Genomic DNA, 25,969 nt, shown 5'->3' with positions numbered 1-25,969 from the left:
GATCAGTCCTGACGATAATTAGGGGCTTCACGCGTGATGGAAACGTCGTGCACATGGCTTTCACGCAAGCCCGCACCAGTAATGCGGCGGAATTTGGCCCGCACCTGCAAATCGCTTATTTCGCGCGAACCTGTATAGCCCATGCCTGCTTTCAATCCACCGACAAGCTGATGAATAACGGCTGCCATGCTGCCTTTGTAGGGTACGCGACCTTCGATCCCTTCTGGCACAAGTTTAAGCGCATCCTTGACTTCCTGCTGGAAGTAGCGATCTGCCGAACCACGCGCCATGGCTCCGAGGCTGCCCATACCACGGTAAGATTTATAGGAACGTCCCTGATACAGGAATACTTCGCCCGGAGCTTCTTCCGTCCCCGCAAGCAAGGAGCCGATCATGACAACATCGGCACCAGCACCAATGGCCTTAACAATATCACCTGATGTGCGGATACCGCCATCAGCAATGCACGGCACGTCCATTTCCTTACAGGCGAGCGATGTTTCCAGAATAGCCGAAAACTGTGGCACGCCTACACCAGCAACAATTCGTGTGGTGCAGATGGAGCCGGGACCAATGCCGATTTTAACGCAATCAGCACCAGCTGATACCAAAGCGCGTGCAGCCTCTGGCGTGGCCACGTTCCCGGCAACAACCTGAATGTCGTCATCAAGTGCCTTCAGGCGTTCCACAGCAGCCAGCACACCAGCCGAATGACCGTGGGCTGTATCTACCACCAGTACATCAACACCGGCATCAATCAGTAATTTGGCGCGGCTAAATCCTTCTTCTCCTACCCCTGTAGCTGCAGCGCAGCGCAGGCGACCCATGCTATCTTTGATGGCCAGAGGGTGGGTTACGGCCTTATCCATATCCTTGACGGTAATAATGCCAACGCAACGGTCTGCATCGTCCACAACCAGCAGTTTTTCAATCCGGTGTTTGTGCAAAAGCTGGCGCGCCGTATCGGGGTCAACACCATTTTTGACCGTTACCAGACGATCCTTGGTCATTAATTCGGATACACGCTGATTGGGGTCAACGGCAAAACGCGCATCGCGGTTTGTGAGAATCCCTACAAGTTTCTGGCTATCAGGCTGAACAACGGGCAAGCCGCTAATGCCATGACGATGCATGATCTCACGCACTTCCGCCAAGGTTTGGTCTGGGCCAACCGTTACAGGATTAACCACCATGCCAGATTCAAACCGTTTGACCCGACGCACATGTTCGGCCTGTTCTTCGGGTTTGAGATTTTTATGAATAACGCCAAGGCCGCCCTGCTGCGCCATGGCAATTGCCATCTGCTCTTCCGTAACCGTGTCCATGGCAGAGGAGATCAGAGGAATATTAAGCTCGATGGAGCGCGTCAGATGGGTACGAACCATCGTCTGACCTGGCACGACATCGGAAGCAGCCGGAACGACAAGAACATCGTCAAATGCCAGAGCTTCTGTAACACGGCTGTACGGGGAGGAAGTCATGCAGCGGGCACCCTTGCTGAATTACAACGTGGTGGGTTAACCCAGAAGCAAAGCATTGCCGCAGGTCACCCGACCTTTGGCGCTTCCTCTTATGACTTTGCCCGGGTAAACGCAAGCGCCCAAGGCCATTATTTACCATAGTTTTAAAAATTAAAGTGTTTTTTGCCGTGCATTGCACCATACTCCTTGGGGCACGGGGAGTTGCAATGGTTTGTAATTTTCGTCGCCATCTTACTATAAAATTATGATTTGCACCGCAGAGGATTGCGAGACAGGCGGACTTTGGGGCGCAGAAACACAAAAGCCTGAGGTTTCTCTTCTGTCGCATCAACGTTTTGTGCGCTATCCCGCTCCCATGCACTTAACAGGGTAACGCGCCACCGTTCTCTAACAGCCTCACGCCAGCGGTTTGAGGCATCTGCTTGAGTAGTTTGTGCGACCTGATGAACATACATTGCCCGCCTCCTACGCTGAGTGTGTGAGGTAAGTTTACGCGCAAAAAAAGTCATAGGGTGTGACTGTTTTGTGACAGGTCGCATGTTTAAATATGGAATGTTTCTGGCGCTAAGGGATAATCAGCAGAATATTCAGGACCCGCGCACAAATTTGGGGGGCTGCCGCATTTACCCTGCCTGCGCCAATTTCCAATTTGAATGCGGAGATAAAGCACGCCATAGTTTACTGTATGAGACACCGGATATTCTGCTTATTGACGGCATTAGGCGTTCTGAGCCTTGGAATTAGCATTGTACCCCCAGCATGGGCGACTGGCAGCCAGCCGAACGATCATGCCGGGGGCACATTACGTATTCTGGCACAAAGTGATGCAGGCACTTTAGACCCGCAGATATCTTATGTTGCGTTGACTAAAATGGTTGAAACACCAGTGTACGATACATTGCTAACGTACCCTAAGTTTGCAGGGCTGGCTGCCCAACCGGTTATTGCCAATCTGGCAGAGGCGGTTCCCACCCCTGAAGATGGAGGGAGAACGTATCGTCTGACTTTACGTGAGGGATTACATTTTTCTAATGGTGCGCCAGTAACAGTGGAAGATGTGGCTGCATCTTTCCGCCGCCTGTTTAAAGTGGGCAGCCCAACGGCCGGGCCTTATTATGGTGCCCTTGTGGGGGCACAGGCATGTCTGGAACTCCCGGCAACCTGCACGCTAGCTGGTGGGATAGAAACACACCCTCAAATTCGGCAGATTGTTTTCCACCTGACTGAACCAGATCCGGAGTTCTTGGACCGTCTAGCGTGGATACATTCTGTTATTTTGCCAGCCGATACGCCAGCACGGGATATGGGCAATAGCCCTATTGCGGGAACAGGACCTTACCGCATTGCAGAGTATGACCCAACTACTGTGTTAAAGTTGGAACGCAATCCCTATTTTCAGGAATGGTCACACAATGCACAGCCTGCGGCGATGCCTGATGAAGTGCACATTTCTTTTGGTTTGGATTCTGAAGCAGCAGTGACCGCTGTGGAGAATGGCCAGGCAGACTGGATGTATGAAAATGTTCCACTGGATAGGCTCGGAGAAGTAGGGAGCCGTTACGCCGATCAGGTGCGCATTTATACGCCTTTACTATTCTACTACGCTACACTGAATGTGCATGAACCCCCCTTTACATCCCTTAAAGTGCGACAGGCACTGAATTACGCTGTTAACCGGCATGCCATGATCATCTACCGTGGTGGATCAGCAGTCGCTTCTCCATCATGTCAGATTTTACCGAAAGGGACACCGGGGTACGAGCCTTTCTGTTTTTATACTTTTGGAGCCTCCCCTACTCATCCAGCCATCAGTTGGGTAAGGCCAGACATGCAAGCTGCACGCCATCTGGTAGAAGAAAGCGGAATGGCGGGGCACAAGGTTACGATTATTGTTCCATCGGAACAGCATGGCAGTGCCACAGCAGAGGATATACGCAATACTTTAGAAATTCTGGGGTTCAAAGCAACAGTGCGCAGCGTAAGTCCAGCGATTGCTTTTACGTATATCCAGAATACGCAAAATCATGTTCAGATCGCATTGACTGGATGGAATGCAGATTATCCTTCAGCATCCAGTTTTTTGCGGACGTTATTTTCGTGTCAAACTTTTCATCCCAACTCAGACAATTCGCCTAACTATTCTGGTTTTTGTGACCCACATATTGATCAGTTGATGGATAAAGCCGCAATGCTTGCGTTAACCGACCGCGTAGCCAGCAATCAGGCATGGGCTAAGGTCGACAGAGAAATTATGGTGCAAGCGCCCCTAGTCCCTCTTTCTCAAACACAAAGGGTCGTGTTGCTCTCCAGACGAGCAAAAAATATTGTAACAACACTAAATGATGAAATTTTATTTTCCCAAATTCAGCTTAAATAAAAGTTAATTATGCTGCGTAGGTCTGCTGCATGTTTCTTACAATATTATGCACAAAACGGAGTTTGGCGCGCACGCCCGCTGTAAGAACAAAAGGATAAAAGTCTGCCAAACCCATGGATCGGTTCAGGCTGTTAACTGCATAAGTTAAAGGCATCCATGCGGAAATAATCTGGTCAAATGGCATATGTAAATAAGGATCGCTTTTATGCGTGAGCAAAGCTTGCCCGTCTGCCACGGGACCAATGGTCATATCGTAAGACAAGGCCGTTTCTAAGGTGGAAACAATATGAAAATAATGCGCCCATGTTTCTGCAAAATCTTCCCATGGATGAGACATTGCGTAGAGACTTACGTAATCCTCATGCCAATTACCGGATGGTACGCGGGCATAATGTTTTTTTAAGGCTAACGCGTAATCGGCACGGTCATCTCCAAATATGGTACGACATTCCTCCAGATGTCCACCATCCCGAATGAGAACATTCCAGTAATAATGGCCAATTTCATGCCTGAAATGCCCTAGAAGGGTGCGGTAATATTCCCCCATTTCTACGCGCATACGTTCTCTATGCGCATCATCAGCTTCTTTGGTCGCAATGGTTATAATACCATTATTATGCCCGGTCATGATCGGAAGAGAGCCGTCGACCGGATCATCCAAAAAATCGAATGCCAGTCCGTTCTGCGGATCTTGCAACCTGTTCTTAATCGGGAGTTTTAACCGTAGAATCGTGTAAAAAAGACGGTGTTTTGCAACTTCTAATTTACGCCAGCGATCCATATTGCCCGGTATATTAAGGTTGGGAATAACTCTATTAAACTGGCACGCAAAACAAAAACCGCCATTATGCTGAAAGGGGGCAAGAAGCCAGTTACACACATTATAATTATGATTGGCGCAAAAAGCGCGAGGCTGGTCATGACAGTCATGAACTGTCTTCCATAATCCACTATCCTGTGGCTGCATGGCAGCTAGTGTAGCTGTTTCGGGCATATACCCCAAAACAGCATAGCATTGATCGCAATGAGTATTTTCAAAAAAAAGAGGCTGTTCACAAGACTGGCAGGCAAAGCGCTTCATCCTGCATTTCCTTTTTGCAGGCAGATGTTAATGCCGTGCAATTCAGGTAAACAAACGTTCAACATGCATGGAAACATCAAATGTTGCCTCACAACAATCCAGTAGACCAGAAACCGGAGCAGCGTTTTCCGGTTTGACAGCCACAGCCAACGGAATGTGGCTTCCTGCCGTTAAAAGGCCAGATGTTGTATCAAACCCTAACCAGCCGCGTTCGGGTATAAAAATTTGAGCCCATGCATGAAGGTCTGCTGTCAGCACTTCTGTTCCATCGGCAGTTATGGCATTCTGAATAAGATAGCCGGACACAAATCGGGCGGCATGTCCCATATAGCGAGCCAGATTAACAAGAAGCCATGCACTATCCCGGCAGGACCCTGCCCCATTGCGTAATGTTTCTTCTGGAGACCATACACCAGGTTCCAACCTGCGCTGGTAACGAATTTGTTTGGCAATACCTCTGTTGAGAGCCATTAAATGACCAAGACAATTACCATCATCTTTAATGACGTATTTAGCTAAAAAGTCTTTAACTTCTTGGCCGCAACAAGCTGGCATTGCAAAAAAATCGAGGCATATATCTTCCTGACCAGCCATTTGAATGCTTTGAAGCAAAGGGTCATAAAAAGCGATGTCTGCAACCAGTGATACTTCGATATCAAAATGTGTGAGTTGATTAAGAAAACCAACACAGGCAACATTATTGCCGTATAAATCACGCTCCCATTTTAAATGGAATCCTGTTGGATTAATTTGCAATCCGTAGGATTCAATCGGTGTGCGTCCACCTTCAATTGGCCGCAGGCGTATTGTTTGCGGTCCCATGGTCACTGGTCGGTCGTAACGGTAGCAGGTCTTATGCAAAAGTGTTACATGTGAACTCATCAAAAATATGACCCTGCTTTTTTGCGACCCTACGCAATGTTCCAGTTCTGTCTGTTGTCATATCAGAACAATAATTTAGCGTAGGATCATAGCATTGTATGTGGCAGGCGCAAGGGCCTTTGCCAGTTTGTTTACACTAGCGTGTCAATGCATATTTTGTGCTTGGCAAATGCGGGAAATCCTGCTCCGTTAATACGAATTCGAAACGGTTTTGGCGTGCAGGACTACCTTGAGATTAAGGTCCGGTCCGCCAGAGATGGGAGGCCTTAATGATCAATGCTCAACACCTAGCCTCTCCTTTAATGCGCGGATTGCTGGATAATTACGACACGCCTGATTTTTTTTGTGAGTTGATGAACCGCAACGCATCGGTTCCACCGATTATAAATTGTGTAAAAGAACGTCTGTCTGCATTGTCCATTGAAGAGTTAAAAACCAGAACCGCTTCAGCGGAAGCGCAACTCTACAGAATGGGCATTACTTTTACAGTTTACACAGATAAAGAGGCGATTGATCGAATTTTACCTTTTGATGCCATTCCTCGCATTATTACAGCAGAAGAATGGAAACATATTGAACGTGGTGTTGAGCAGCGAATACAGGCAATTAATCTTTTTTTACACGATATTTACCATGAGCAACATATTCTCAAAGATGGAGTGGTGCCATCCGAGCTTGTGCTGACCAATCCCAACTATTGTCAGGCTATGATAGGACTGTCGGTACCTGGTGGGGTTTATGTTCATATTAATGGCACAGACCTTATTCGCGATCAGCAGGGACGTTTTTTGGTTCTGGAAGATAATGCACGTACGCCTTCTGGCGTGTCTTACGTTATAGAAAACAGGCATATGATGCTCAGACTCATGCCAGATCTGGCGTCCGGGCTACCCATTAGATCTGTGGAAAATTACGGACCTCGGTTGCATCAGGTTTTGTGCGAGGTTGCCCCCGATGGAGTGGCGGACCCTCAGGTTGTTCTTCTCTCCCCTGGTATTTACAATTCTGCTTATTTTGAGCATGTTTTTTTATCCAGAGAGATGGGCATTCCTCTTGTAGAAGGCAAAGATCTTTTCGTGGACAATCATCGTGTGTTCATGCGTACGGTAATGGGCCCGAGACCTGTACACTCCATCTATCGCCGCCTCAATGATGATTTTTTAGATCCATTAGTCTTCAATCCCAACAGTCTGCTTGGAGTGCCGGGGCTGGTAGAAGCATATCGGCAAGGGAATGTTACTCTTGCCAATGCCTTAGGGACCGGCGTTGCGGACGATAAAGCCGTTTACGCCTATATGCCTCGCATTATTCGCTATTATCTGAACGAGGATCCAATTCTGGAAAGCGTGGAAACACATATCTGCGCAGAACCGGAAGGCTTGGCCTATACTTTGGCAAACCTGAATAAACTGGTTGTTAAGCCTGTTGGTGAATCAGGAGGCTATGGACTCCTTATCGGGCCACAGGCAACGCGGGCAGAACTGGACGAATTCAGTCAAAAATTACAGCAGAACCCGAAGAACTATATTAGCCAGCCGACTATCGGTCTTTCTGTTACCCCGACACTTTGCGGGAATTCTGTGGAAGCAAGGCATGTGGACCTCAGACCTTTTGCTGTAACCGGGCGCTCAGTATGGGTGCTTCCAGGAGGATTGTCTCGCGTTGCGCTGCGTAAAGGCTCTCTGGTTGTTAACTCGTCTCAAGGTGGCGGTTCAAAAGATACGTGGGTTATGGCATCATGATGATTGTTTCCCCAACACCCCTTCTCTCCCGCTATGCAGAATGCATGATGTGGCTTGCCCGCCAGATGGAGCGCATGGAAAATCTGGCACGCCTTCTGGAAGTGACAGAAACTTTTGTAAGAAATGCTGACGGACAGACTGCGTGGGATTCTATTCTGGCTATCAATACAGATGAACATTTATTTACACAGCTTCATAATGCAGTAAATCACGCTGCAATTGTTCCGTTTTATGTTACGGAAACCCGTAACCCCGCTTCCTTGGTTTCACTCGCTCAGGCTGTGCGTGAAAATGCACGAGCTGTGCGGCCTTTGGTGTCTATTGAACTTTGGACGCAGCTTAATGTTTTTTCCCGCAATTTGCTCAATCTTAAAAATGAGGACATGAGCGCACATAATCTGGCTGAACTCTGCACACGCGTTCGGCAGGACTGCCAAACACACTTTGGTATTGCCGAAGGCACATTATACCACGATCAGGCATGGCTTTTTTATCGGCTGGGTAAAGCTCTTGAACGGAGTGATCAGATTACAAGACTGATTGATATCCGTTACCATATGCTACTACCACAATCGGAAATACCCGGATCTGAAATTGATATAACTCAATGGACATCCGTGCTTCGTTCGGCCGCGGCCTATCATGCTTTCAGGCGCTTGCGTCCTGTTACATTATCGCCTGCCAATATTGTTGGGTTTTTACTTAAAAATGATGGTTTTCCCCGTTCTCTCAGCACAAATTTACGGCAGATCGATGAAACACTGACTCTTTTGGCATCACACGATAATTTGCGTCAGCGCTGTTCTCCTCTTCTGGAGTGTGTAACAGAATTAAGAGCGAGCTTACTGGACCAAACAGCAGAAGAAATTATTATTCGCGGATTACATGATTATATGAATTGGATACAAATCCAGCTCAGGGATTTGCAAAACGCCATTGCCGCAACATTCTGGCCGGCACCAATGCAGCCTGAATACCATATGAACCATTCATATTTTCAAGAGCAAAACTGATTTTGATCAAACATGATCGACCATGTAAGGTTTGAATCTATGATGTTTACTCAGGGAGATCATTATGAAAAAGCATATTAAAAATATATTCAATCTACAGTTTTTATCTTTATCTTCTGTGTTTGTTTTACCATTGGTAGCTCTACATTCACTTCCTGCACCTGCTCAGGCAGCCCTTATTCAAGGTGCAAATGCTCCGGATTTTACTCTTCAAGGTGCGCTTGATGGTAAACCCGTTACATTTTCTCTCAAATCAACTCTCTCAAAAGGGCCGGTTGTTCTGTATTTTTTTCCTGCGGCATTTACACCTGGCTGTACGCAGGAAGCCCATGCCTTTGCCGATGCGGCAAAACAGATCGAAGCTGAAGGGGCAACTCTTGTGGGTGTAACAGCCGGGAATACGGATAGAGTTACGGAGTTCTCAAAAACTGAATGTCGGGGGAAATTCGCTGTTTTAGCTGACCCGGGCACGTTCACGGCAATACTATACCACTCTGTTAACGCTCAGAATCATGCGCTTTTATCCGAGCGTACATCTTATGTTATTTCGCGGGATGGAAAAATTTTACTGAGTTATACCGGCTCTGATCCGGAACAGCATGTTACAAGAACATTAGAGTTTTTGAAAAAATGGAACGCCAGTAAAACGCAAAAATAAATACAAAGTCTGGAATATGGGTTATATTTGCATGTAAATGCACATTGGCACCAGCTATCAATCTTCGATGCAAAAACAAATGACAAACAAGAAAAATATGATCAACCGACGTTTTTTCGGGTTTACTCTTGTGGGGATAGGTTTTTCATCCACCATTAAGTCTGCTTGGGCAGATTCTGCACCTCCCCCCACCCCTATTCCCAAGGCTGCATTGCCAAAAGCAACCCCGGAAAAAGCTGCCAAAAAATCTGGGCCACGTATTTTGTGTTATGTAGGCGGATATACACGCTCTGGCCCAGCTGAGAGCAATGCAAAGGGAATTACTCTTTTTGAAATGAATCCCCAAAGTGGCATTTTAACCCAGCTTGGACATACTACTCCGGCTGACAATCCATCATTTTTAGCTATATCGCCCGATCAGAACTGCTTATACACAGTGAATGAAGTGAGTGATTTTGGAGGTGGACACACTGGAGCAGTAACGGCTTTTAGGATTGATCGCCGCACTGGTGTTTTGACCTCACTGAATATCGTCAGCAGTGGTGGGGCAGATCCTGCGCATTTAAGTGTTCATCCCTCCGGGAAATATTTGTTTGTCGCTAATTATACCGGTGGAAGTGCAGCTGTTCTACAGATACAACCAGATGGTAGCTTAGGTTTATTAACCGATCTTGTGCATAATACCGGGCCTAAAATGCCTGAACGGGCCAAAGATAACCCTCCTGGCAATTACGCAGTAAGCGACCATTCTGGCGCACATGTTCATATGATTCAAACTGATGTCAGTGGAAAGTTTGTGCTGGCGTGTGATGCAGGATTAGACCGAGTTTATGTCTGGTCATTTGATATGGGAACCGGAACCCTAAAACCCGCTGAACAACCATGGCTTACAATGGAGCCGGGTTCTGCACCGCGTCATTTCTGTTTTAGTCATGATGGAAAAGTTATTTATATTTTGGGTGAACAGGATTCACGTGTTGTCGTTGCTGATTACGACACTCAAACTGGTGCCATGCAGGTTAAACAGACAGCTTCTACCGTCACGGCTCATTTCCGGGGAAGCACACTGGCTGCTGAGATTATTCTTCATCCCACCGGAAAATTTCTTTATGTCACTAATAGGTTAGGTAACGCTATTGCCTGCTTTAAAGTGAATGAGGATGGATCAATAACTTTGTTTGATGAGGTCTGGGAGCGTGCGGATTATGGTCGTGCGCTTAGTTTTGATCCATCCGGTAAATTTGTATTTATTGCCAACCAACGGAGTGATTGCATTACATCTTTCCGCGTAAATACGGATACTGGTGCGCTTGATTTTACTTGGAATTTTGTGCCAATTGGCACCCCTACATCTTTTGCTTTTACTGTTCTTGATTCTGAATAGAATTAAAAATGCGCAGCACGGTAAAGTTCTGCGCATAAAGAAAAAATTACTTATACAAACTATCGAAAATACCACCGTCAGAAAAATGTTCTTTCTGCAGCTTGGTCCAGCCCCCCAAACTCTTAATATCGAAGGTATCAACTTGAGGGAAAAGGGCTTTATTTTCTTCCAAAATAGCTGGATCCACAGGGCGGAAATAGTGTTTTGCGCCAATTTTCTGCCCTTCTGGAGTAAATAAGAAGTCCAGATATGCTTTGGCTACTGTTTCTGTGCCGTGTGCTTTAACATTTTTATCTACTAAAGATGCAGGAGGCTCTGCTAGGATTGTCTGCGATGGCACAACAATTTCGAACTGATCCGGGCCAATATCCTTGGTTGCCAGAAGAGCCTCATCTTCCCATGCCAGAAGCACGTCACCCAGATTACGCTGCACAAAACTATTTGTAGCACCTCGAGCCCCCGTATCCAGAACAGGTACATGCTTGAACAGGTTTTTAAGATATGCTTTTGCGGTTTCTGGCGTACCACCCTTTTGATGAAGAGCCCACCCCCACGCTGCCAGATAGTTCCACCGTGCACCACCAGATGTTTTGGGGTTGGGTGTGACGACCTGTACGCCGTCACGGATCAAATCCGGCCAGTCATGAATGTTTTTGGGGTTCCCTTTACGGACCAGAAAAACAATGGTGCTGGTGTAGGGGGTTGCATTATGTGGTAGCCTGCTTTGCCAGTCTGCGGCAATCAGTCCATGCTGAGCAAGCAGGTCAATATCGTAAGCTAGTCCAAGTGTTACAACATCTGCTGGTGCGCCTTCAAGCACGGAGCGAGCCTGTGCACCTGAACCACCATGGGCGGATTTAACACTTACAGTATCATCCGGGTGTTCTTTGTGCCACTCAGCAGCAAATGCTTTATTAACATCTGCGTAAAGTTCGCGTGTTGGGTCATAAGAAACATTGAGAAGATGATAAGATGCAGCATAACTTGCCGATGTTTGTAGCCCGGCAAGAAGAGAAACACTTAATACCGCTGTCGCTTTGAGAACGGCACGACGGATATTAGAAAATTTTTCCTGTTTCATAAGTCTGCTCCTTAATAATTAAGCAAATTAGAAAGCTGCCTGCACGCGCCCGACGACAGCATTACCATTCCGACCCAACAAATCTGTGCTTACCCCACGTGCGCTTGAAACACTGAAGTGTGTGTAATCCAGCATAATTTTAATATGCTGGTTGGGATACCAGTTAAGCCCACCTTGCCAGACTGTTTGTTTGTTTCCCCCAGTTTCACCATCAGCTTGAATCAAGCTACCGCTCTTAATTGTCGCTCCAGAAGTGCGAAGATCCGTTACGCTCCACCGACCACTAATTTCCAAAGCCCCCCAGTGGCCTTTTGCAGGATCAAAGTCATATTCAACGCCAGGAGTAGTGAATGCACCAATTTTTTCGTTATAGCCACGTCCGTGACCAATGAGCGTATAGTTGGCGGCAACGTACCAGCCATCAAAATTAAGAGACGGTAAATTTGCAGTGGTGGCAGCATTATTATGCTGAACACCAACATGGTAATATTCCCCTTTAAGCAGGAATTTTTTGTAACGGAACCCAAATTGAGGACCAGCAGCCCATATTTGAGAAATATTATTTAATGCTCCTGACGTTAACAGCTTTGTTTCGCCTAGAGGGACTTCTACATTATCACTAAACGTATAAGAGCGACCATTTGATGTTTGATTAACTTTGAATGCTGCTGTTGCACCAACACCAACATGCACATCAATGTCTTTAGAAACATAAGGACGCCCAGTGGCGCGGAATACGCCGCCAGTCTGGCTATCGGTTACAGGATTGGTAGATGAATTACGGTCACCAAATTTTTGCCCGGTAAAATACCCGGCAACAAGCCATCTTTTTTCGTAATGCTCACCACCAATACTAAAGCGTGCAACACCACCAGCGATATTGCGCACAAGATCAACAATAGTTGGACGTTCCAAAAACTCAAATGCACCAGAACGCTCAGCACTATCTTCTTCCATGCGAGGTTGAAAATAGCCCACTGTTAATGTGGTGTTATGCAGGCCAGTGTAGTTCAGGTTTGCTTCGAACAAACCAACGGTTCCATCAACACTGCTGCTACCAAAATCTGGTGTTACATTAACAACCCAGTCTTTATAACGCCATGAAAGATAAAGACGTAAACGACGTGCATTTTGCGTGAATTTATTAAAATTTCCGGCGCTTTCGCTGCCGCGCTGCCCTACTCCCATAAAGCCGCCAAAGTCTTCTTGGGCTAAGAGTCCAATGGAAAAAGCATAAGCTTTATCGTCGGATGATATGGTCGGCCGACCTTTTGGAAAACCGATTTTAATACCACCGATGTCAACATTTTCATCTTTTGCGCTAGCTGCTTTGAACGAACTCCATGATTGAGCTGGTCCTTCAGGCAATGCAATGCGACTATCATTGACACTACGAGGACCATGGTTAATTGGAGCAATATTTTGCTCGCCAAAAATTGGCTGTGGTTCATCCGCGCCAGCAGTTGTCAGAGTCCGGCGTGAGTGGGCGATTTTATGGCCCTGCAATGCAGTCGCATGTTCGTATTTATCTACTCGAGCCTGGAGGCGATGAATCTCCCCCATCATTTCTCTGTGCATTGCAGCTATTTCACGACGTAATGCTGCATTTTCGGCATCAGAAGAGGCTGCATTTGCCACATATGGAAATAAAAGGCTAGAAACCGTTGTTGTTAACAGAACGCTTGCCCGAACAGATACCGCCATAAGATCCCCCAAAAATAAGCTTTTAATTTGATATGTTTTCATTCCACAAAACAGATTTCTCTTGTTTCGGGCATAAATTACTGCAGATCTGATAAACACATCATCACTCAACCTTAATTACAGGGGATAATCATTGCAGAAAAATAACGTAATGCACAACAAATGATATTTAGAGAATTTTTGTGCTGTAATTGTGTATTAAGAAACACCAATATTATACTGCGCAGAGGTTGTTTTGAACTTACGGATTACTGAGGTCCGCAAGTCCTGCCCGCTTGGATAGCGTTTGTTATGCAAGCTCTGTACACTTTCATGAGTCGCATAAAAACGACGGGTCTGACGGTCTTCTTCAAGAATAATAGTACCAACAAAAGTACCATTGATTTCAATAATGCGCGATTCAAACATGACTCTATCCTTCTGGGATTAACTGCCCAGAAGGTCAATACAACCCACTGGCCAGATACTAGGCTTTATTTTCTTTACAACATCGAACAAACCGACACATTCGGTCCAATAGGGTTTGCATTAAGTCTGCTCCTTGTGTGTAACGTTTTTAACGTCTGATTTTGTATCACCCATATTTTCACGACCGTCAATCATATAATTGGAGCATTCTTCGTTTTTTATATCACTATTTTTTAATGTTATTAATGCAGGGTGAGTAAAATGACTGCACTCTCCCTAGAGGATGGGTGAGGTGATTTACTTAATATAAAAATAAAATTACTCTAATTTTGTATTTTAAAAGTACATTTTTATTTTTTTTGATGTGATATCTTCAAATTATAAATTTTTAAAATAAATTATGTAAATTAAATCACTTTATATTTCCATAAAACAGAAAAATACCCAAGAAATTAAAATAATTTTTTGAAGAAAGGGGGTGTAAATAATTTATAAAATATTGGTCTGCATTAAAGTGGTTTGTTGATAATAAAAATCAACACTTAATCACATAAAGGCAGACCAAGTTTCTTAATTATTTTTGTAAAACTGCATCAATTTCTAGTGCTCGTTTTGCCATCATTAACGCTCCATCCTTACTTGCCGCACCACAAATAAAACGTGCTGGATGCGCAAATACGGCATCTGGCACACCAGAGGCGGTTGCGAGTGCTTGAGTATCTAAGCCTGCCCAAGCCTCAGGTAGAGACACACGTTGGCCAAATGCCCCTCGTTCGGGCGGAACAGCTTTAACATTCCACTGACCGCTGCCAGTCGGCGAAACAACATATACAACAGGAAGATCATGTTCAAAAATGACTTTTTCTGTTGGCATCCCTGTATCCATAAGAAGGATACGTTTATCTTCTGCTTGTTTATAAGCAGCCAGAACGCGATCCGTTGCTTTTAAGCTCGCACGAACACGATCGACTGTATTCACCAGATGAGAAGCTACCGCTGTTGCAGCATTGGCAAAACCAAGAGTTTCACGTCTTTTGGCTTCTTCTGGACCATGCAATTCAGCGGTATCCCACGGGGGGCTACAGGCGGAAACAATGTCTGCTAAGGATAGCTTGCCCATTTTGGCAATACCATTATCATCCATGTCAATCGGGACGATCAAAGATTTGTCGATGCTTAGCCAGATTGCGTTGATCGTCTCATCATCAACTTGTGTTCTAACAAGGTTACGCACGGCAGCTTTGCCATAATCTTTCCATAAAAGACCTGCTGCACTGTAAGGAGTGCCATCTTCACGCAGAGGCTTGTTCTTCATATGGTGGTCATAACGCCCATTGGACGAATCATAAATTCCGCCCACATCGAACGCAATGTCTGCACTCTGAATGTGCGCAGGATCCCGCGAACGCTGGAATTTTAAACAGTCATCTGACGCACCATCTAATATGCGGGCGCGTAAATCTCCCATTGGAGCAAGTGCATAATGCAGCACTACGTAGCCCAATGTTTCGTCAGCATGAAAGTTACCCGAATGGGTAAGTGCTGTTATCGTTCTCGCTTCATGGCCAAGGCCAATAGGAGTATGTTCAGACATGAATGAAGACCTACTATCCAATAACGTTCAAGTTTTGTAGCTCTTCATGCCGCACGACCCGATATCACACAACCTGCTGGGCTGTAATATTCGAATATATTTGCATTTTCTATCTCTCTCCTCCTCTTGTTTCGTCTCACATGCTCCAAAAAAATTCTTCAGGTACCTGCCCTTCATCATGCAGGGCAGGTGCTTAAAAATGATCAGATTATCAAATGTAATTATGGTTTGAGCACAGCGCAGGCAACGCGGTCACCGGCCCCACCAATTGGTTGACTTTGATAATCGTCTGCATGTGCGTGAATAACCAGAGCAGAGCCATCAGCATCCAAAAGTGCAGGATGATCCGCCCCCTCTTTAAGTCTGACCAATGGTGAGTACAACTCTACTGTCACTGTGCCGTCTGCGCCAACAAATATGTTGGGCAAATCGCCTGCATCATTTGCGTTTGAGTTCAATAAACCATGAACGACGGGTGTTTCCGCATGGATATGAGGACCTGCACTGGTAAACTTTGGGGTTTCACAACTGCCTTTATCGTGGAAGTGCATGCCATGCCACCCAGGGGTTAGGCCTTTTGCTTCTACCCGTAGCAGCACACCTTTAGGTGCCTCTGTTACCTTGATTGTGCCATGTGATGCACCATCTGTGCCGATTAGATTACCACTGGCCGTATCGGCGGCATGGGCCAAAGATGGCATTAAGGCTAAGCCGAATGTGAGGAGTGCAAATTGTTTAAGATGGCGTTTAACCACTGTGCGTATCCTTATTCCAGACGAAAATAATGACCAATCCCAACCTTCGTTCTCCGAGGAATCAGGGAGTTGGCTGCTTAATTCTTAAACACTAAGGTACCCTAGATCATTGCTCCATTCTGCGCCAGAACCCATAAAACGAGCACTTCACATCGTGTAATGTTCTACGAGAGCACTTACCAATAACGAAATATGATAAACGTTTTTATCATATTGTGAGTTTCTTATCATCATGATTAAATTTATTCTGAATAATACAATAAAATCAGGAACTCGTGCATGGATTTGAAGTTATTAGGTATTATTTTCCATCCATTAATACCAAAGGGCAGATCGAGTAATGCACGTTACAATTGTTGTTCTTGCCCTTTTGCTTATTACCGCCATTTCTGGCCCTATTGCTAAAATTTTATCTATTCCCTTACCATTACTGTTAATTGCTTGTGGTATTGCCTCCTCCTTTCTTGGTCTTAATATCGCCTTTGATCCAGAGACATTTCTTTTACTTTTTATTCCACCTCTTTTGTTTTCAGAGGCTTATTTAATCCCGTTAAGGGATTTCCGGCAATTACGCTGGACCATTTTGCTTTTGGCTGTTGGACTGGTAGTATTTAGCACTCTGGCCGGGGGCTATTTTGTTCACTGCCTATTCCCCACCTTACCATTTGCCGCGGCATTTGCTCTTGCAGCCATTCTTTCTCCCACAGATGCTGTGGCCGTCACCAGTATGGTGTATGAAGAGCATGTTCCCAGGCGCTTTTTACATATTCTGCAAGGAGAGGCTTTACTGAATGATGCCTCTGGCCTTGTTTGTTTTAAATTTGCTGTAGCTGCGACTTTAACTGGCACATTTTCCGTCACACAAGCTTCCTGGGGGTTTGTAGTGGTCGCATTAAGCGGAGTTTTTATTGGTATTCTCCTGGCTATTTTATTTAATTTTGCCAATCGTATTGTATCACGGCATGGTTTTAATGAGCCCACAACTCAAATTACACTCATGACTTTGCTTCCATTTGCAGCTTATTTGCTGGCTGAACATTTACATGTTTCTGGCATACTGGCATCTGTTGGTGCAGGCCTTAGCTTGAATCAAAACCGTGTATTTGGTTCTGCCCAAACGGCTACTCGTTTACGTGGTAGTGCAGTTTGGGAGATGATTACTTTTCTTTTTAACGGTCTGGTCTTTTTACTCTTGGGCCTGCAACTGCCCGATATTGCAAGGCAAGGTGTCAGAATTGCCAATGCTGCGGGAGACAGCACATGGTCTTTGCTTGGTACCATTATATTATTAACATGCGTTTTACTCTTTTTACGCATGATATGGATATTGTTATTGGGGTATGGGAAAAATATGATTGCGAAAATTCGTAAAACATCGCACCATAATGTTTCAATAATAGAAACCGCAGCCATGACTGTGGGTGGTGTGCGCGGTGCTATTACACTTGCAGGTATTATGTCCCTTCCCATGGCAGAAGGGAATATACCAGAATTTCCTATGCGTGACTTATTGATTACCTTTGCCGCAGGTGTTATTATTGCCTCCATTTTATTCGGCACAATTTTTCTTCCTATCTTCAGCCGTTACTTAAGCCATGAAAGTGCAAGCATTGTAGAAAAAGAAACTGACGATATTCGTTACCTTCTTACTTTAGATGCAATTTCAGAAATAGAACGACAATCAGCTCTTGCAGTCAAACAAATTGATGAAAATACCGCACAACAGCGAGCAGAGGTTACGGCCGCCATAATGGCTGAATACCGTTTTCGGTTGCAATTACTGGAAAATACTCCAATAGAAAATCTCAAGAATGGAGATTTGCAAGCAAATGCGACCACACAATGCGATACGGCTTTGGTGAAAAGACGGTTTGAAGCTGCCTTACGCCTGCACTTGTTACGCACCAAGCGCAAAGCTTTGACACGTATGAGACTGGAAGGAATGGTGAGCGACGAGGCTGAACGTCAGTTAATTCATGACTTTGATCTGGAGGAAACAATGCTCTTTGGGAGCGCTCGCGCCTTGCCAAGACAACAGGATAGTCATGAAGATTGGAAGGCTATTCATCCATTATATTATACTGGGTAATTTTACACGCAGCGGCCTCTTCAAAATCAGAAATATTGAATCTCGACGATCAGTAAAGTTCATACAGAAACATCACAAAGAAGAATAACAGTTTCACAATTTGCTATTATGGTCACATTTTGGGTCTGTGGAAGCATCACACCATCCCCACATGACAGATTTTCTCCATTAAGTATCATTTCTCCTGAAACAACCACTATATACAGGTCACGATCTGGCGTCGTTTGGTAAGCCGCACCTTCTCCGGCAGGAATATCCGCATACAAAAGGCGACTTCGTGCACTGAGCTTTACAGGCGCATTGTCTTCTATAATACCAAGCTCTTCTGGATCATCCTCAGGAAAACCAGACGCGATAATACGAAAACTGCCATCTTCTGGCTTGGGAAAAGCTGCCCGTATTTCCTGCTCTGGTAAACCACCTTCAGTATCTGCCATAAACCAGAATTGTATAAATGATGCTCCATCCGCCCCCGAATGCCATTCCATATCGCACACACCAGTGCCAGCATTAATGAGTTGAAGACCACCCGAATAGAGGTGGTTAGAAGAGAAATTATCGGCTTTTGTCCACAACGTGCCGGTTTGCAGCCACGTTACAATATCCAGATTTTTTTCAGGACCAAGACGATAGCTACTGTTGGGCCGCATAGACCCCAGATTGATTGCTCTTAACCGTCCTTCATGCACATACTCAGAGTCCTGATAGTCTGCGAACGCAAAATGGCAGCGTAGTGTCAGTGTATCGGAATGTGCTTTACCGAGGTTATTGGCCCGTCTGATTATCATGGAATATTCTCACACATGCTGTTTGCTGTTTTGGGTATCAGAGTATAATTTTTCCCACCCCCCACCAACAGCACGGTAAAGGTGGGTAACAGCCCCTGCTACACGTGCAGTCGCCTCGACCAAGGCACTTTGAGACAGAAGCAAACTATTTTGTGTCGTCAGAACGTTCAAAAAATCCGAGGCACCTTGTTTATATTGCACTTTGGCAACTGTTAAGGCAGTTTCATTCGCTTGGACGGCTAATGCCAACGCATCACGCCTCTTCTGGGCGGCGGTAAAGTCAGCCATGGCATCGTCAATTTCCTGCCATGCTTTCAGCACGGTGCGTTGGAACGCTACGGATGCCTCTTGCTGTTGCGCCTTACGCAGGTGCAATTGTCCTGTAAGGCGCCCCCCTTCAAAAATAGGCAATGTAGCGGTGGGACCAAATCCGTATTGACGAGATGCCCATGAGCCCAGCCCACTAAACTGCAACGCCTGAACATCCAAACTACCAGAGAGTGTAATACGCGGAAAAAAGTCAGCTATGGCTACGCCAATGCTCGCTGTAGCAGCATGGAGCCGATCTGCTGCCATACGAATATCTGGTCTACGCTGGGCAAGTTCCGATGGTAGCCCCACGGGTACAATAGTTGGCACAAGCGGAATATCTCGTGGTTGTCCCAATTCGGTATCCAACGCCCCTGGTGCGCGCGCGACCAGAAAGCTCAGACTGTTCAGTAAATGCGTTGCCTGCGCCTGTAGGGGGGCTAGCCGAGATTCAAATAAATGTAACTGTCCAGTGGCTTCCGCTACATCTAACCGGGTTGCGGTTCCTTGCTCAAACCGCATTGTTGTTAAGTTCATGCTATTCTGGGCAAGATTGATATTCTGCTCCAGAATGCGTGTCTGAGCCTGTATGGCGCGTAAATCTATGTAAGTTTGGGCAGTTTCGGCCATAAGTGAGACGAGAATGTCGCGCCGGAATTCTTCGGTCGCCTGCACTGCTGCAGTGGCCGCTTCTACCTGCCTGCGTACATGTCCCCATAAATCCACTTCCCACGAAGCATTCATGCCATATTGCGGCAAATTAAACGATGGATTACCAACACTGCCCGGCAAGGCGGCAGGACCAAACCCTTGTGTGCCGTTTGCAATGCTGCCTGCTCCTGCCTGCTCCATACTCCCCATTAAGCCAAGAATACCGTTACTGCTCGCGCGTTCACGTGCGTAAGAGGCATTGGCCTCTACGTGGGGCAGTTGGGCTGCGCTGGCTATCCGGCGCTCAGCCCGGCTTTGCATCAAGCGTAAACTTGCTGTTTGCAGGTCGAGATTAGATGCAGCGACGGCTTGTTCCAGCCGGGTCAACACCGGATCATTGAACAGAGTCCACCAATCAGGATTGGTTGAAGCTGTGGTGGTGCGGCTTTGAGCCGATGGCAGCGTGTTACGCCATGCCACCGGTGCTTGGACGTGTGGCTGTTGGAAGTCCGGCCCGACAGTGCAAGCACTTAAGGCAAGGAGTGAAAAGCTGATGAGGAGAGAGTGTTTCATGCCGTTATTGCCAAATATAGCGTGTATCATTGGCGTGCGGCCCTTCCGGTTGGGAGCCCGTATCAATATTGACTTCTACGGACATGCCTACGCGTACTTTGGATGCCAGAGGTTGGTTTGCATCAAGCGTCAGTTTAACCGGAATACGTTGCACAACTTTGGTAAAGTTGCCGGTGGCATTATCTGGCTGAATGGGGGCAAAAGCAACTCCAGTAGCAGGCGCAACTGAATCTACATGAGCTTTAAGCGGATGGTCGGGAAAAGTATCCACCCAGACTGTTGCACGCTGGCCAGATTGTACTTTGGTAAGTTGCGTTTCCTGAAAGTTGGCAAGCACATAAGCTGCCTGTATTGGCACAACGGCCAGAATACCTGTGCCTGGATGCACGTATGCACCAACACGCACACCACGCTCACCCACAATACCCTCCACCGGAGCAGGAATGGAGCAATACGACAGATTAAGTTCCGCCTGTCTGGCATTTCCCTGCGCATGAAGCAGCACACCTTTGGCGCGTTCCAGTTGAGCCATGAGTACAGAAACCTTTCGAACGGCAGAATCGACCCCGGCTTCGTCACGGGCAATAGCTGCTTTTGCCTCTTTTTCGTGTGCTTCGGAGGATTGTTTCTGCTCTATCGTCCCTGCCCCACCTAAGGAAAGATTGCGATAACGGGTCGTATTCTGCTGGGCAAAAAGCAGTTCGGCCTGATCAGCCAGAACAACAGCACGAGCCTGAGCAATCAGAGCATTTTGCCGGTTCAGTTCTGCTTTAAGATTTGCAACATCTCCCTGCGCTGCAAGTTCATTTCCTTTGGCAATATCCAAAGCTGCGCGGTAATCATCATCTTCTATATGAGCCAGTTCTTCTCCTGCATGAACACGTTCGTTATCCTGTGCGATAACGCGGTCTATGCGCCCAGAAACCTTGGGAGCTACAATAGTAAAGTCTGCTGTAACATAGGCATCATTGGTATATTGGTTTATACCATCTCCATTCACCAAACGTGTGCCACCCCATGCAATCAGGACGAGCACGCCAGCAACACATCCGGCATAAAGTAATGGTTTTTTGTAAATCATATTTATCGTTCCGGGTTAGCGGGCAGGAATGTTAGGGGACGGTGCGCGAGGGGGATATACTCGATGCGGCAAAACAAGATTCATGGCGGCATAACCAAAGCAAACCCAGATCAGCACATAGTAGATATCGGTTAATGCAAGAACGAGAGATTGTTCATGCAGATAGGTATGGAAAACCTGAAGTCCATTCCATGCTGTATGCGCAGCATCGGGCGATAAACCGGCAAGTTGCTGGTCAATGGGATTACCCATCCCCTGCAACGCCAGCTGATGTGTTCCGTGATGATCAAGTAGCATGGTGGAATGATACTGCTCCCGTCGGCGGCTTACGGCTGAGAACAAGGCAAAAGCAACCGCATTGGCCAGGCCTTTAAGCATATTCACCATACCGGAAATAAACGGACCATCTGCAGGGCCCATAGCCATTGTGGCCAGCATAAGTGTGGGAATAACGGTCATGGGCTGGCCAAAAACCTGAAGCAATTGGATTAAGTAAAAATTATCTCTGACCCAGTCTACAGTAAGCCATGTGCCCAACCATGCCGCTCCGGCAAGGCATAGCATTCCACCAGCCAATACAAGACGGCAGTCAACTTTAGGATTATTGCAAATGCTGGCAATCAAAGGCAGCATAATAAGCTGGGGCAAAGCAACAACAAGTGACACAGGTGCAGTCTGGATAGGCCTATAGCCTCGCACGACTTCCAGATAAGTTGCCGGTATTTCACTCATGATTGAACAGATAGCCAAAATACCGACCAATGATAGCAGGGCTGCCTGAATATTGCGTGACGTCCAGTATTGAATTTTAAAATACGGACTGGGATGGAAAGCCTCGTTGATTACAAAAACAATAAAGGCTGCACCTCCCCAGAAAGTCAGGTTTGTGATGGTGGAAGAGCGGAACCAATCCAGCCTATCCCCTTGATAGAGAACAATAACCAGCGAACAGATGGCCGGTAGCCCCACCAGGATGCCAAACCAGTTGAATTTTTTAAACCGCTCAAAATACATGGGATCGCGTGGTAAACCATAGGACATCATGGCAATGGCGAGCGCTGCTGTGGGAATGATCTCCCAGTACAACCAATGCCAGCCTACATGCTCGAACCAGAATGCCTCCAGCGGCAAGCCAAGGTTAGGGCCAAAAGTTGCGCTCATAGCATAGCCACCAATACCAAATACGCGAATTTGGGGAGGGAGGTATTTGAGCATGACCGTCATCAGTACTGGCGGCAGGCAACCTCCGGCCAATCCTTGAAAAGCTCTTAAAATACAAAGCGATGTAACATCGGGCATAAAGGGAGCCGGGATGGACAATAAGGCCAACATCGCCGTCATGAAAATTGAGAAACGGTAGATAGAGAACGTCATGTAGAACCATGGCGTAAAAGCCATGGCAGCTATATTAAAAGCCTCATAAATCGCAATGACCCACGTCCCTTCATCATGACCAATGTGCATGGCCCCACGAATGTCCGACAGGCCAATCTCAGTCACATGCTCGTTAAAACCGGCAACATGCACGGCAAGCAACATGCCCAGGCAACCAACAACAGTGCGCAAACCAAATGGGGGAATATAGGAGGGCCGTGGAGGTGAAGCATGAATAACTGGTTCACCCGGCACAGAAGCGGAGGCTGCATTTGTCATACCCCGCATGTTCACGATCGAAGATAAGCAGACAACCCTCATTCACCGTAAGCAACGATTCCACTTTTAGGAATGATAAATGGTGGTATCTGCGCTTGATAAAGTCTATTTTTGCAACCATGCAAGGTTATGATCTAGATCTGTTACGCTATCTTCAGGTGCTTATTGAGGAGGAGAGCGTTTCGCGGGCAGCAAGGCGGCTTAAGGTGAGTGAACCAGCCATGAGCCGCCATTTGGCCAAACTGCGCGTAGCATTTGCTGATCCTATTTTGGTGCAATCTGGTCGTCGTATGAGTGCTTCGGCTTTTGCCGCAGGTATTCTGGATCGGGTACAGGAGCTCGTTCGTGCCGCAGATAGCCTGATAGAAACACGCGCTCTTGCTAATCTGGTCAATATGGCCCCGACTTTTACAATTCGGGCGAATGATCTGGTCGTGGCCTCTTTAGCTCTTCCGCTTTTGCAAGCGCTTAAAAAAGAATGTCCGCGCTGCGAGCTTGTCTGGGCACCGGAAATTGACGATCCTGCATCGGACCCGTTACGCCACGGTCTTGTTGACCTTTATATCGGTGCAACAGATGTTATGAAGCCTGAAATCAGGCGTCAGACCCTCTTCCGTGACCAGATGCAAGGCGTTGTGCGCAAAGATCACCCTATTCTGGCAGCCCCTATTACGCCCCAAACAATGGTGCAATACGATTATATCAGTGTCTCTCGCAGAGGCCGTGCGCAAGGGCCAATAGACTGGGTTTTACGCAACCAGTATGGGCTTACACGGCGGATTGCCATGGTTGTACCCAATTACCATTGCATGGTAGAAAGCGTGAAAGATTCCGACCTTATTTTGCCATTGCCTAGCATTGTTATCGATCATATTTCCATGACAGCGTTAGGGTTGGCGGCATTTGAGTTTCCCTTACCGCTGCCTTTTATCAATGCTTTTCAGGCATGGCACCCACGCCGGGACACTGACCCGGTACATCGTTGGCTACGCGAAACTCTTTTTCGTGTTTCTCGTCAGGTTTTAGGCCCATTTACACAATAATTTTTTGAAAATTATAAAAATCCTGCAGTGCGGATGTAAGGCCTAAGATCATTCAAAAATGCCCGAACACTGGCGCGGGTATGTTGCCGTGTTGGCAAAACAGCATACAAATCGATTTTTTCACCCTGTAAATTCGGCAGAATACGGACTAACTTGCCATCTTCAAGATCCTGATAAACATCGCATAATAGTTTATAAGCAATACCCTGACCGGACAAAGCCCAATCGTGAATAATTTCCGCATTGGTTGTGGATAAGCGTGGTTCTACCATTACCACATCAGTTTCCGTCTCGTTCCCGATAACCCACTTGTTTAAAAGCGCCATTGTTTTGTTTTTGCGTAAACATAAGCAGTCATGTTTTGCAATATCACGGGGGTGCAATGGCAAGGATCTCCGGGCAATATACGCTGGGGAAGCACACAAAACCCGCATGGTGGATGCAAGCCGGGTAACAACGGCACCGGGCGTTTCTGGCAAGCCAAGTCTGAGCACCACATCCAGATAATCGTTAAAATCATAATTACCCTCGGGTGCCAGAGCCAGATTGATCATCAAGCGAGGATGCCGGGCACTAAAAGCTTCAATAAAAGGCGCAATCTGCCTACGGCCAAGCTCTACTGGTGCGCCAATGCTTAAAGTGCCCCTTGGTGCATTAGTGCTTGAAGAAATTTCTTCTTCCAGTTGATCTATTTCAGCAACAATTGTTAAAGCGCGTTCGTAATAAAGTCGGCCAGTCTCACTTAATCCAAAATGCCGTGTATTGCGGATAACGAGCGTACTACCCAGCCGGCTCTCCAACCTGGCTAACCTCCGAGAGGCTGCGGCAGGTGATGTGCCCAGACTGCGTGCACCGGCTGAAAGACTCCCCGCATCGACCAGACTGATGAAAAAACGTAAATCTCCCGTCTCATCATACGCCATGACAAATGCCTCTCCTTCGGTTTTCCATGCGTCACCTTTGCGTCCAGCGTAATATTATTTTTCCTTAATTGTCACTACCGAAGATGTGAAATGAACGGCATGTTCCGCCTAACAGCTCAAGATGAAAGCGCAACACTCTCCTTTGCGGACCTGTCGGCAATACGGCAGATGCTACAAACCTGAAACGGAATGAGACAATGCCAGTCCAAGCAGTCGCCCCACGGATTATGGATGATTACGATGCCCCGGCCCCCCACAGAGATGAAGCTCTAAGACAGAGCCTTATCGGCACATGGGAGCTTGTGTCCTACAAGGTGGAAGAAAAAGAAACCGGGGCTTTTATTAATCCTATGGGACCAGCACCACGTGGACGAGTGGTTTTTACTCCCGATGGTTGGGTGGCATTTAATCTGGAAGGTAGTAATCGTCTCGCAGCCACCACTGATGCAGATCGAGCCCAATTAATGAAAACACTTGTCGCTTATATTGGGCGCTATCGTGTTGAAGGCGATCAGTGGATTACCAGCGTGCAAACCGCATGGGCTCCAGAGTGGGTTGGTACGGAGCAACGGAGAACCGTTATAATAAACGGGCAATATGCAGATGTTGTAACACCATGGCGCAAAATGCCAAATTGGGCAGCGGGTCGCCTGTCACGTAGCATTATTCGCTTCCGCCGTGCAGGCAATGCCGCTTAAC

Annotated in this window: 21 protein-coding genes; 8 read left to right on the top strand and 13 right to left on the bottom strand. The window is 46.7% G+C overall.

The features are described from left to right. Nucleotides 1-2: 2 nt before the first annotated feature. On the bottom strand, nucleotides 3-1,481 hold the full coding sequence (guaB, locus tag Absy_RS05655; protein WP_048853767.1) for an IMP dehydrogenase: 1,479 nt from the start codon (nucleotides 1,479-1,481) through the stop codon (nucleotides 3-5). Nucleotides 1,482-2,166: 685 nt separating this feature from the next. Here guaB and Absy_RS05650 point away from each other — a divergent pair. After that, a complete protein-coding gene (locus tag Absy_RS05650) occupies nucleotides 2,167-3,858 on the top strand; it encodes an ABC transporter substrate-binding protein (protein WP_084596926.1) in 1,692 nt (563 codons plus the stop codon). Nucleotides 3,859-3,865: 7 nt separating this feature from the next. Here the strand turns inward: Absy_RS05650 and Absy_RS05645 are convergent, their stop codons facing one another. Both Absy_RS05645 and Absy_RS05640 read right to left on the bottom strand, forming a co-directional pair. Next, on the bottom strand, nucleotides 3,866-4,939 hold the full coding sequence (locus Absy_RS05645) for a zinc-binding metallopeptidase family protein (RefSeq protein WP_048853765.1): 1,074 nt from the start codon (nucleotides 4,937-4,939) through the stop codon (nucleotides 3,866-3,868). A 42-nt stretch (nucleotides 4,940-4,981) separates the two neighbouring features. Beyond that, nucleotides 4,982-5,821 (bottom strand): transglutaminase family protein, encoded by an 840-nt coding sequence (locus Absy_RS05640; protein WP_048853764.1) that lies wholly within the window; start codon nucleotides 5,819-5,821, stop codon nucleotides 4,982-4,984. 269 nt (nucleotides 5,822-6,090) lie between these two features. On the opposite strand from Absy_RS05640, the gene Absy_RS05635 reads away from it, so the two are divergent. The 4 genes from Absy_RS05635 to Absy_RS05620 all read left to right on the top strand — a co-directional run bounded on the left by Absy_RS05635 (nucleotide 6,091) and on the right by Absy_RS05620 (nucleotide 10,618). Further along, on the top strand, nucleotides 6,091-7,563 hold the full coding sequence (locus tag Absy_RS05635) for a circularly permuted type 2 ATP-grasp protein (RefSeq protein WP_084596924.1): 1,473 nt from the start codon (nucleotides 6,091-6,093) through the stop codon (nucleotides 7,561-7,563). Continuing rightward, nucleotides 7,563-8,576: an alpha-E domain-containing protein gene (locus tag Absy_RS05630; protein WP_048853796.1), complete on the top strand. Its 1,014-nt coding sequence runs from the start codon at nucleotides 7,563-7,565 to the stop codon at nucleotides 8,574-8,576. The genes Absy_RS05635 and Absy_RS05630 overlap by 1 nt, the downstream gene beginning before the upstream one ends. A 64-nt stretch (nucleotides 8,577-8,640) precedes the next feature. Then, on the top strand, nucleotides 8,641-9,234 hold the full coding sequence (locus Absy_RS05625) for a peroxiredoxin (RefSeq protein ID WP_084596923.1): 594 nt from the start codon (nucleotides 8,641-8,643) through the stop codon (nucleotides 9,232-9,234). 79 nt (nucleotides 9,235-9,313) lie between these two features. Then, entirely contained in the window at nucleotides 9,314-10,618 is a 1,305-nt protein-coding gene (locus Absy_RS05620) for a lactonase family protein (RefSeq protein ID WP_052945711.1), read from the top strand. Between the two features lie 46 nt (nucleotides 10,619-10,664). Here the strand turns inward: Absy_RS05620 and Absy_RS05615 are convergent, their stop codons facing one another. The 5 genes from Absy_RS05615 to sodC all read right to left on the bottom strand — a co-directional run bounded on the left by Absy_RS05615 (nucleotide 10,665) and on the right by sodC (nucleotide 16,160). After that, nucleotides 10,665-11,699, bottom strand: coding sequence for a sulfate ABC transporter substrate-binding protein (locus Absy_RS05615; RefSeq protein WP_048853762.1), 1,035 nt, complete (start codon nucleotides 11,697-11,699; stop codon nucleotides 10,665-10,667). Between the two features lie 27 nt (nucleotides 11,700-11,726). Further along, a complete protein-coding gene (locus Absy_RS05610; protein ID WP_048853794.1) occupies nucleotides 11,727-13,403 on the bottom strand; it encodes an OprO/OprP family phosphate-selective porin in 1,677 nt (558 codons plus the stop codon). 198 nt (nucleotides 13,404-13,601) lie between these two features. Continuing rightward, complete coding sequence (locus Absy_RS05605; RefSeq protein ID WP_048853761.1) at nucleotides 13,602-13,811, bottom strand: hypothetical protein; 210 nt, start codon at nucleotides 13,809-13,811, stop codon at nucleotides 13,602-13,604. 574 nt (nucleotides 13,812-14,385) lie between these two features. Next, nucleotides 14,386-15,405: an MYG1 family protein gene (locus tag Absy_RS05600; RefSeq protein ID WP_048853760.1), complete on the bottom strand. Its 1,020-nt coding sequence runs from the start codon at nucleotides 15,403-15,405 to the stop codon at nucleotides 14,386-14,388. Nucleotides 15,406-15,626: 221 nt separating this feature from the next. Further along, the gene (sodC, locus tag Absy_RS05595) at nucleotides 15,627-16,160 is read right to left on the bottom strand and encodes a superoxide dismutase[Cu-Zn] (RefSeq protein ID WP_408735014.1); all 534 of its coding nucleotides are present in this window, start codon (nucleotides 16,158-16,160) and stop codon (nucleotides 15,627-15,629) included. Between the two features lie 340 nt (nucleotides 16,161-16,500). Between sodC and Absy_RS05590 the strand changes: the two genes are divergently transcribed. Further along, nucleotides 16,501-18,249 (top strand): Na+/H+ antiporter, encoded by a 1,749-nt coding sequence (locus Absy_RS05590; protein WP_048853759.1) that lies wholly within the window; start codon nucleotides 16,501-16,503, stop codon nucleotides 18,247-18,249. Between the two features lie 59 nt (nucleotides 18,250-18,308). On the opposite strand, the gene Absy_RS05585 is transcribed toward Absy_RS05590, so the two are convergent. From Absy_RS05585 to Absy_RS05570, 4 genes are read right to left on the bottom strand one after another with little or no spacing between them, the layout of a single operon-like run. After that, the gene (locus Absy_RS05585) at nucleotides 18,309-19,037 is read right to left on the bottom strand and encodes a pirin family protein (RefSeq protein ID WP_048853758.1); all 729 of its coding nucleotides are present in this window, start codon (nucleotides 19,035-19,037) and stop codon (nucleotides 18,309-18,311) included. 9 nt (nucleotides 19,038-19,046) lie between these two features. Further along, the gene (locus tag Absy_RS05580; RefSeq protein ID WP_048853792.1) at nucleotides 19,047-20,570 is read right to left on the bottom strand and encodes an efflux transporter outer membrane subunit; all 1,524 of its coding nucleotides are present in this window, start codon (nucleotides 20,568-20,570) and stop codon (nucleotides 19,047-19,049) included. Between the two features lie 4 nt (nucleotides 20,571-20,574). Continuing rightward, entirely contained in the window at nucleotides 20,575-21,651 is a 1,077-nt protein-coding gene (locus Absy_RS05575) for an HlyD family secretion protein (RefSeq protein ID WP_048853757.1), read from the bottom strand. Between the two features lie 15 nt (nucleotides 21,652-21,666). Next, a complete protein-coding gene (locus Absy_RS05570; protein ID WP_048853756.1) occupies nucleotides 21,667-23,304 on the bottom strand; it encodes an MFS transporter in 1,638 nt (545 codons plus the stop codon). A gap of 119 nt (nucleotides 23,305-23,423) precedes the next feature. On the opposite strand from Absy_RS05570, the gene Absy_RS05565 reads away from it, so the two are divergent. Continuing rightward, the gene (locus Absy_RS05565; RefSeq protein ID WP_048853755.1) at nucleotides 23,424-24,347 is read left to right on the top strand and encodes a LysR family transcriptional regulator; all 924 of its coding nucleotides are present in this window, start codon (nucleotides 23,424-23,426) and stop codon (nucleotides 24,345-24,347) included. Between the two features lie 11 nt (nucleotides 24,348-24,358). On the opposite strand, the gene Absy_RS05560 is transcribed toward Absy_RS05565, so the two are convergent. Next, on the bottom strand, nucleotides 24,359-25,270 hold the full coding sequence (locus Absy_RS05560) for a LysR family transcriptional regulator (RefSeq protein ID WP_048853754.1): 912 nt from the start codon (nucleotides 25,268-25,270) through the stop codon (nucleotides 24,359-24,361). A gap of 197 nt (nucleotides 25,271-25,467) precedes the next feature. Between Absy_RS05560 and Absy_RS05555 the strand changes: the two genes are divergently transcribed. Next, nucleotides 25,468-25,968, top strand: coding sequence for a lipocalin-like domain-containing protein (locus tag Absy_RS05555; RefSeq protein WP_084596921.1), 501 nt, complete (start codon nucleotides 25,468-25,470; stop codon nucleotides 25,966-25,968). The last annotated feature ends 1 nt before the right edge of the window (nucleotide 25,969 follow it).

This window comes from Acetobacter syzygii, assembly GCF_000964225.1.
GTDB lineage: Bacteria > Pseudomonadota > Alphaproteobacteria > Acetobacterales > Acetobacteraceae > Acetobacter > Acetobacter syzygii.
Note: the sequence above shows the minus strand (reverse complement) of the source record. Positions and strands in the feature narration are given on the sequence as shown.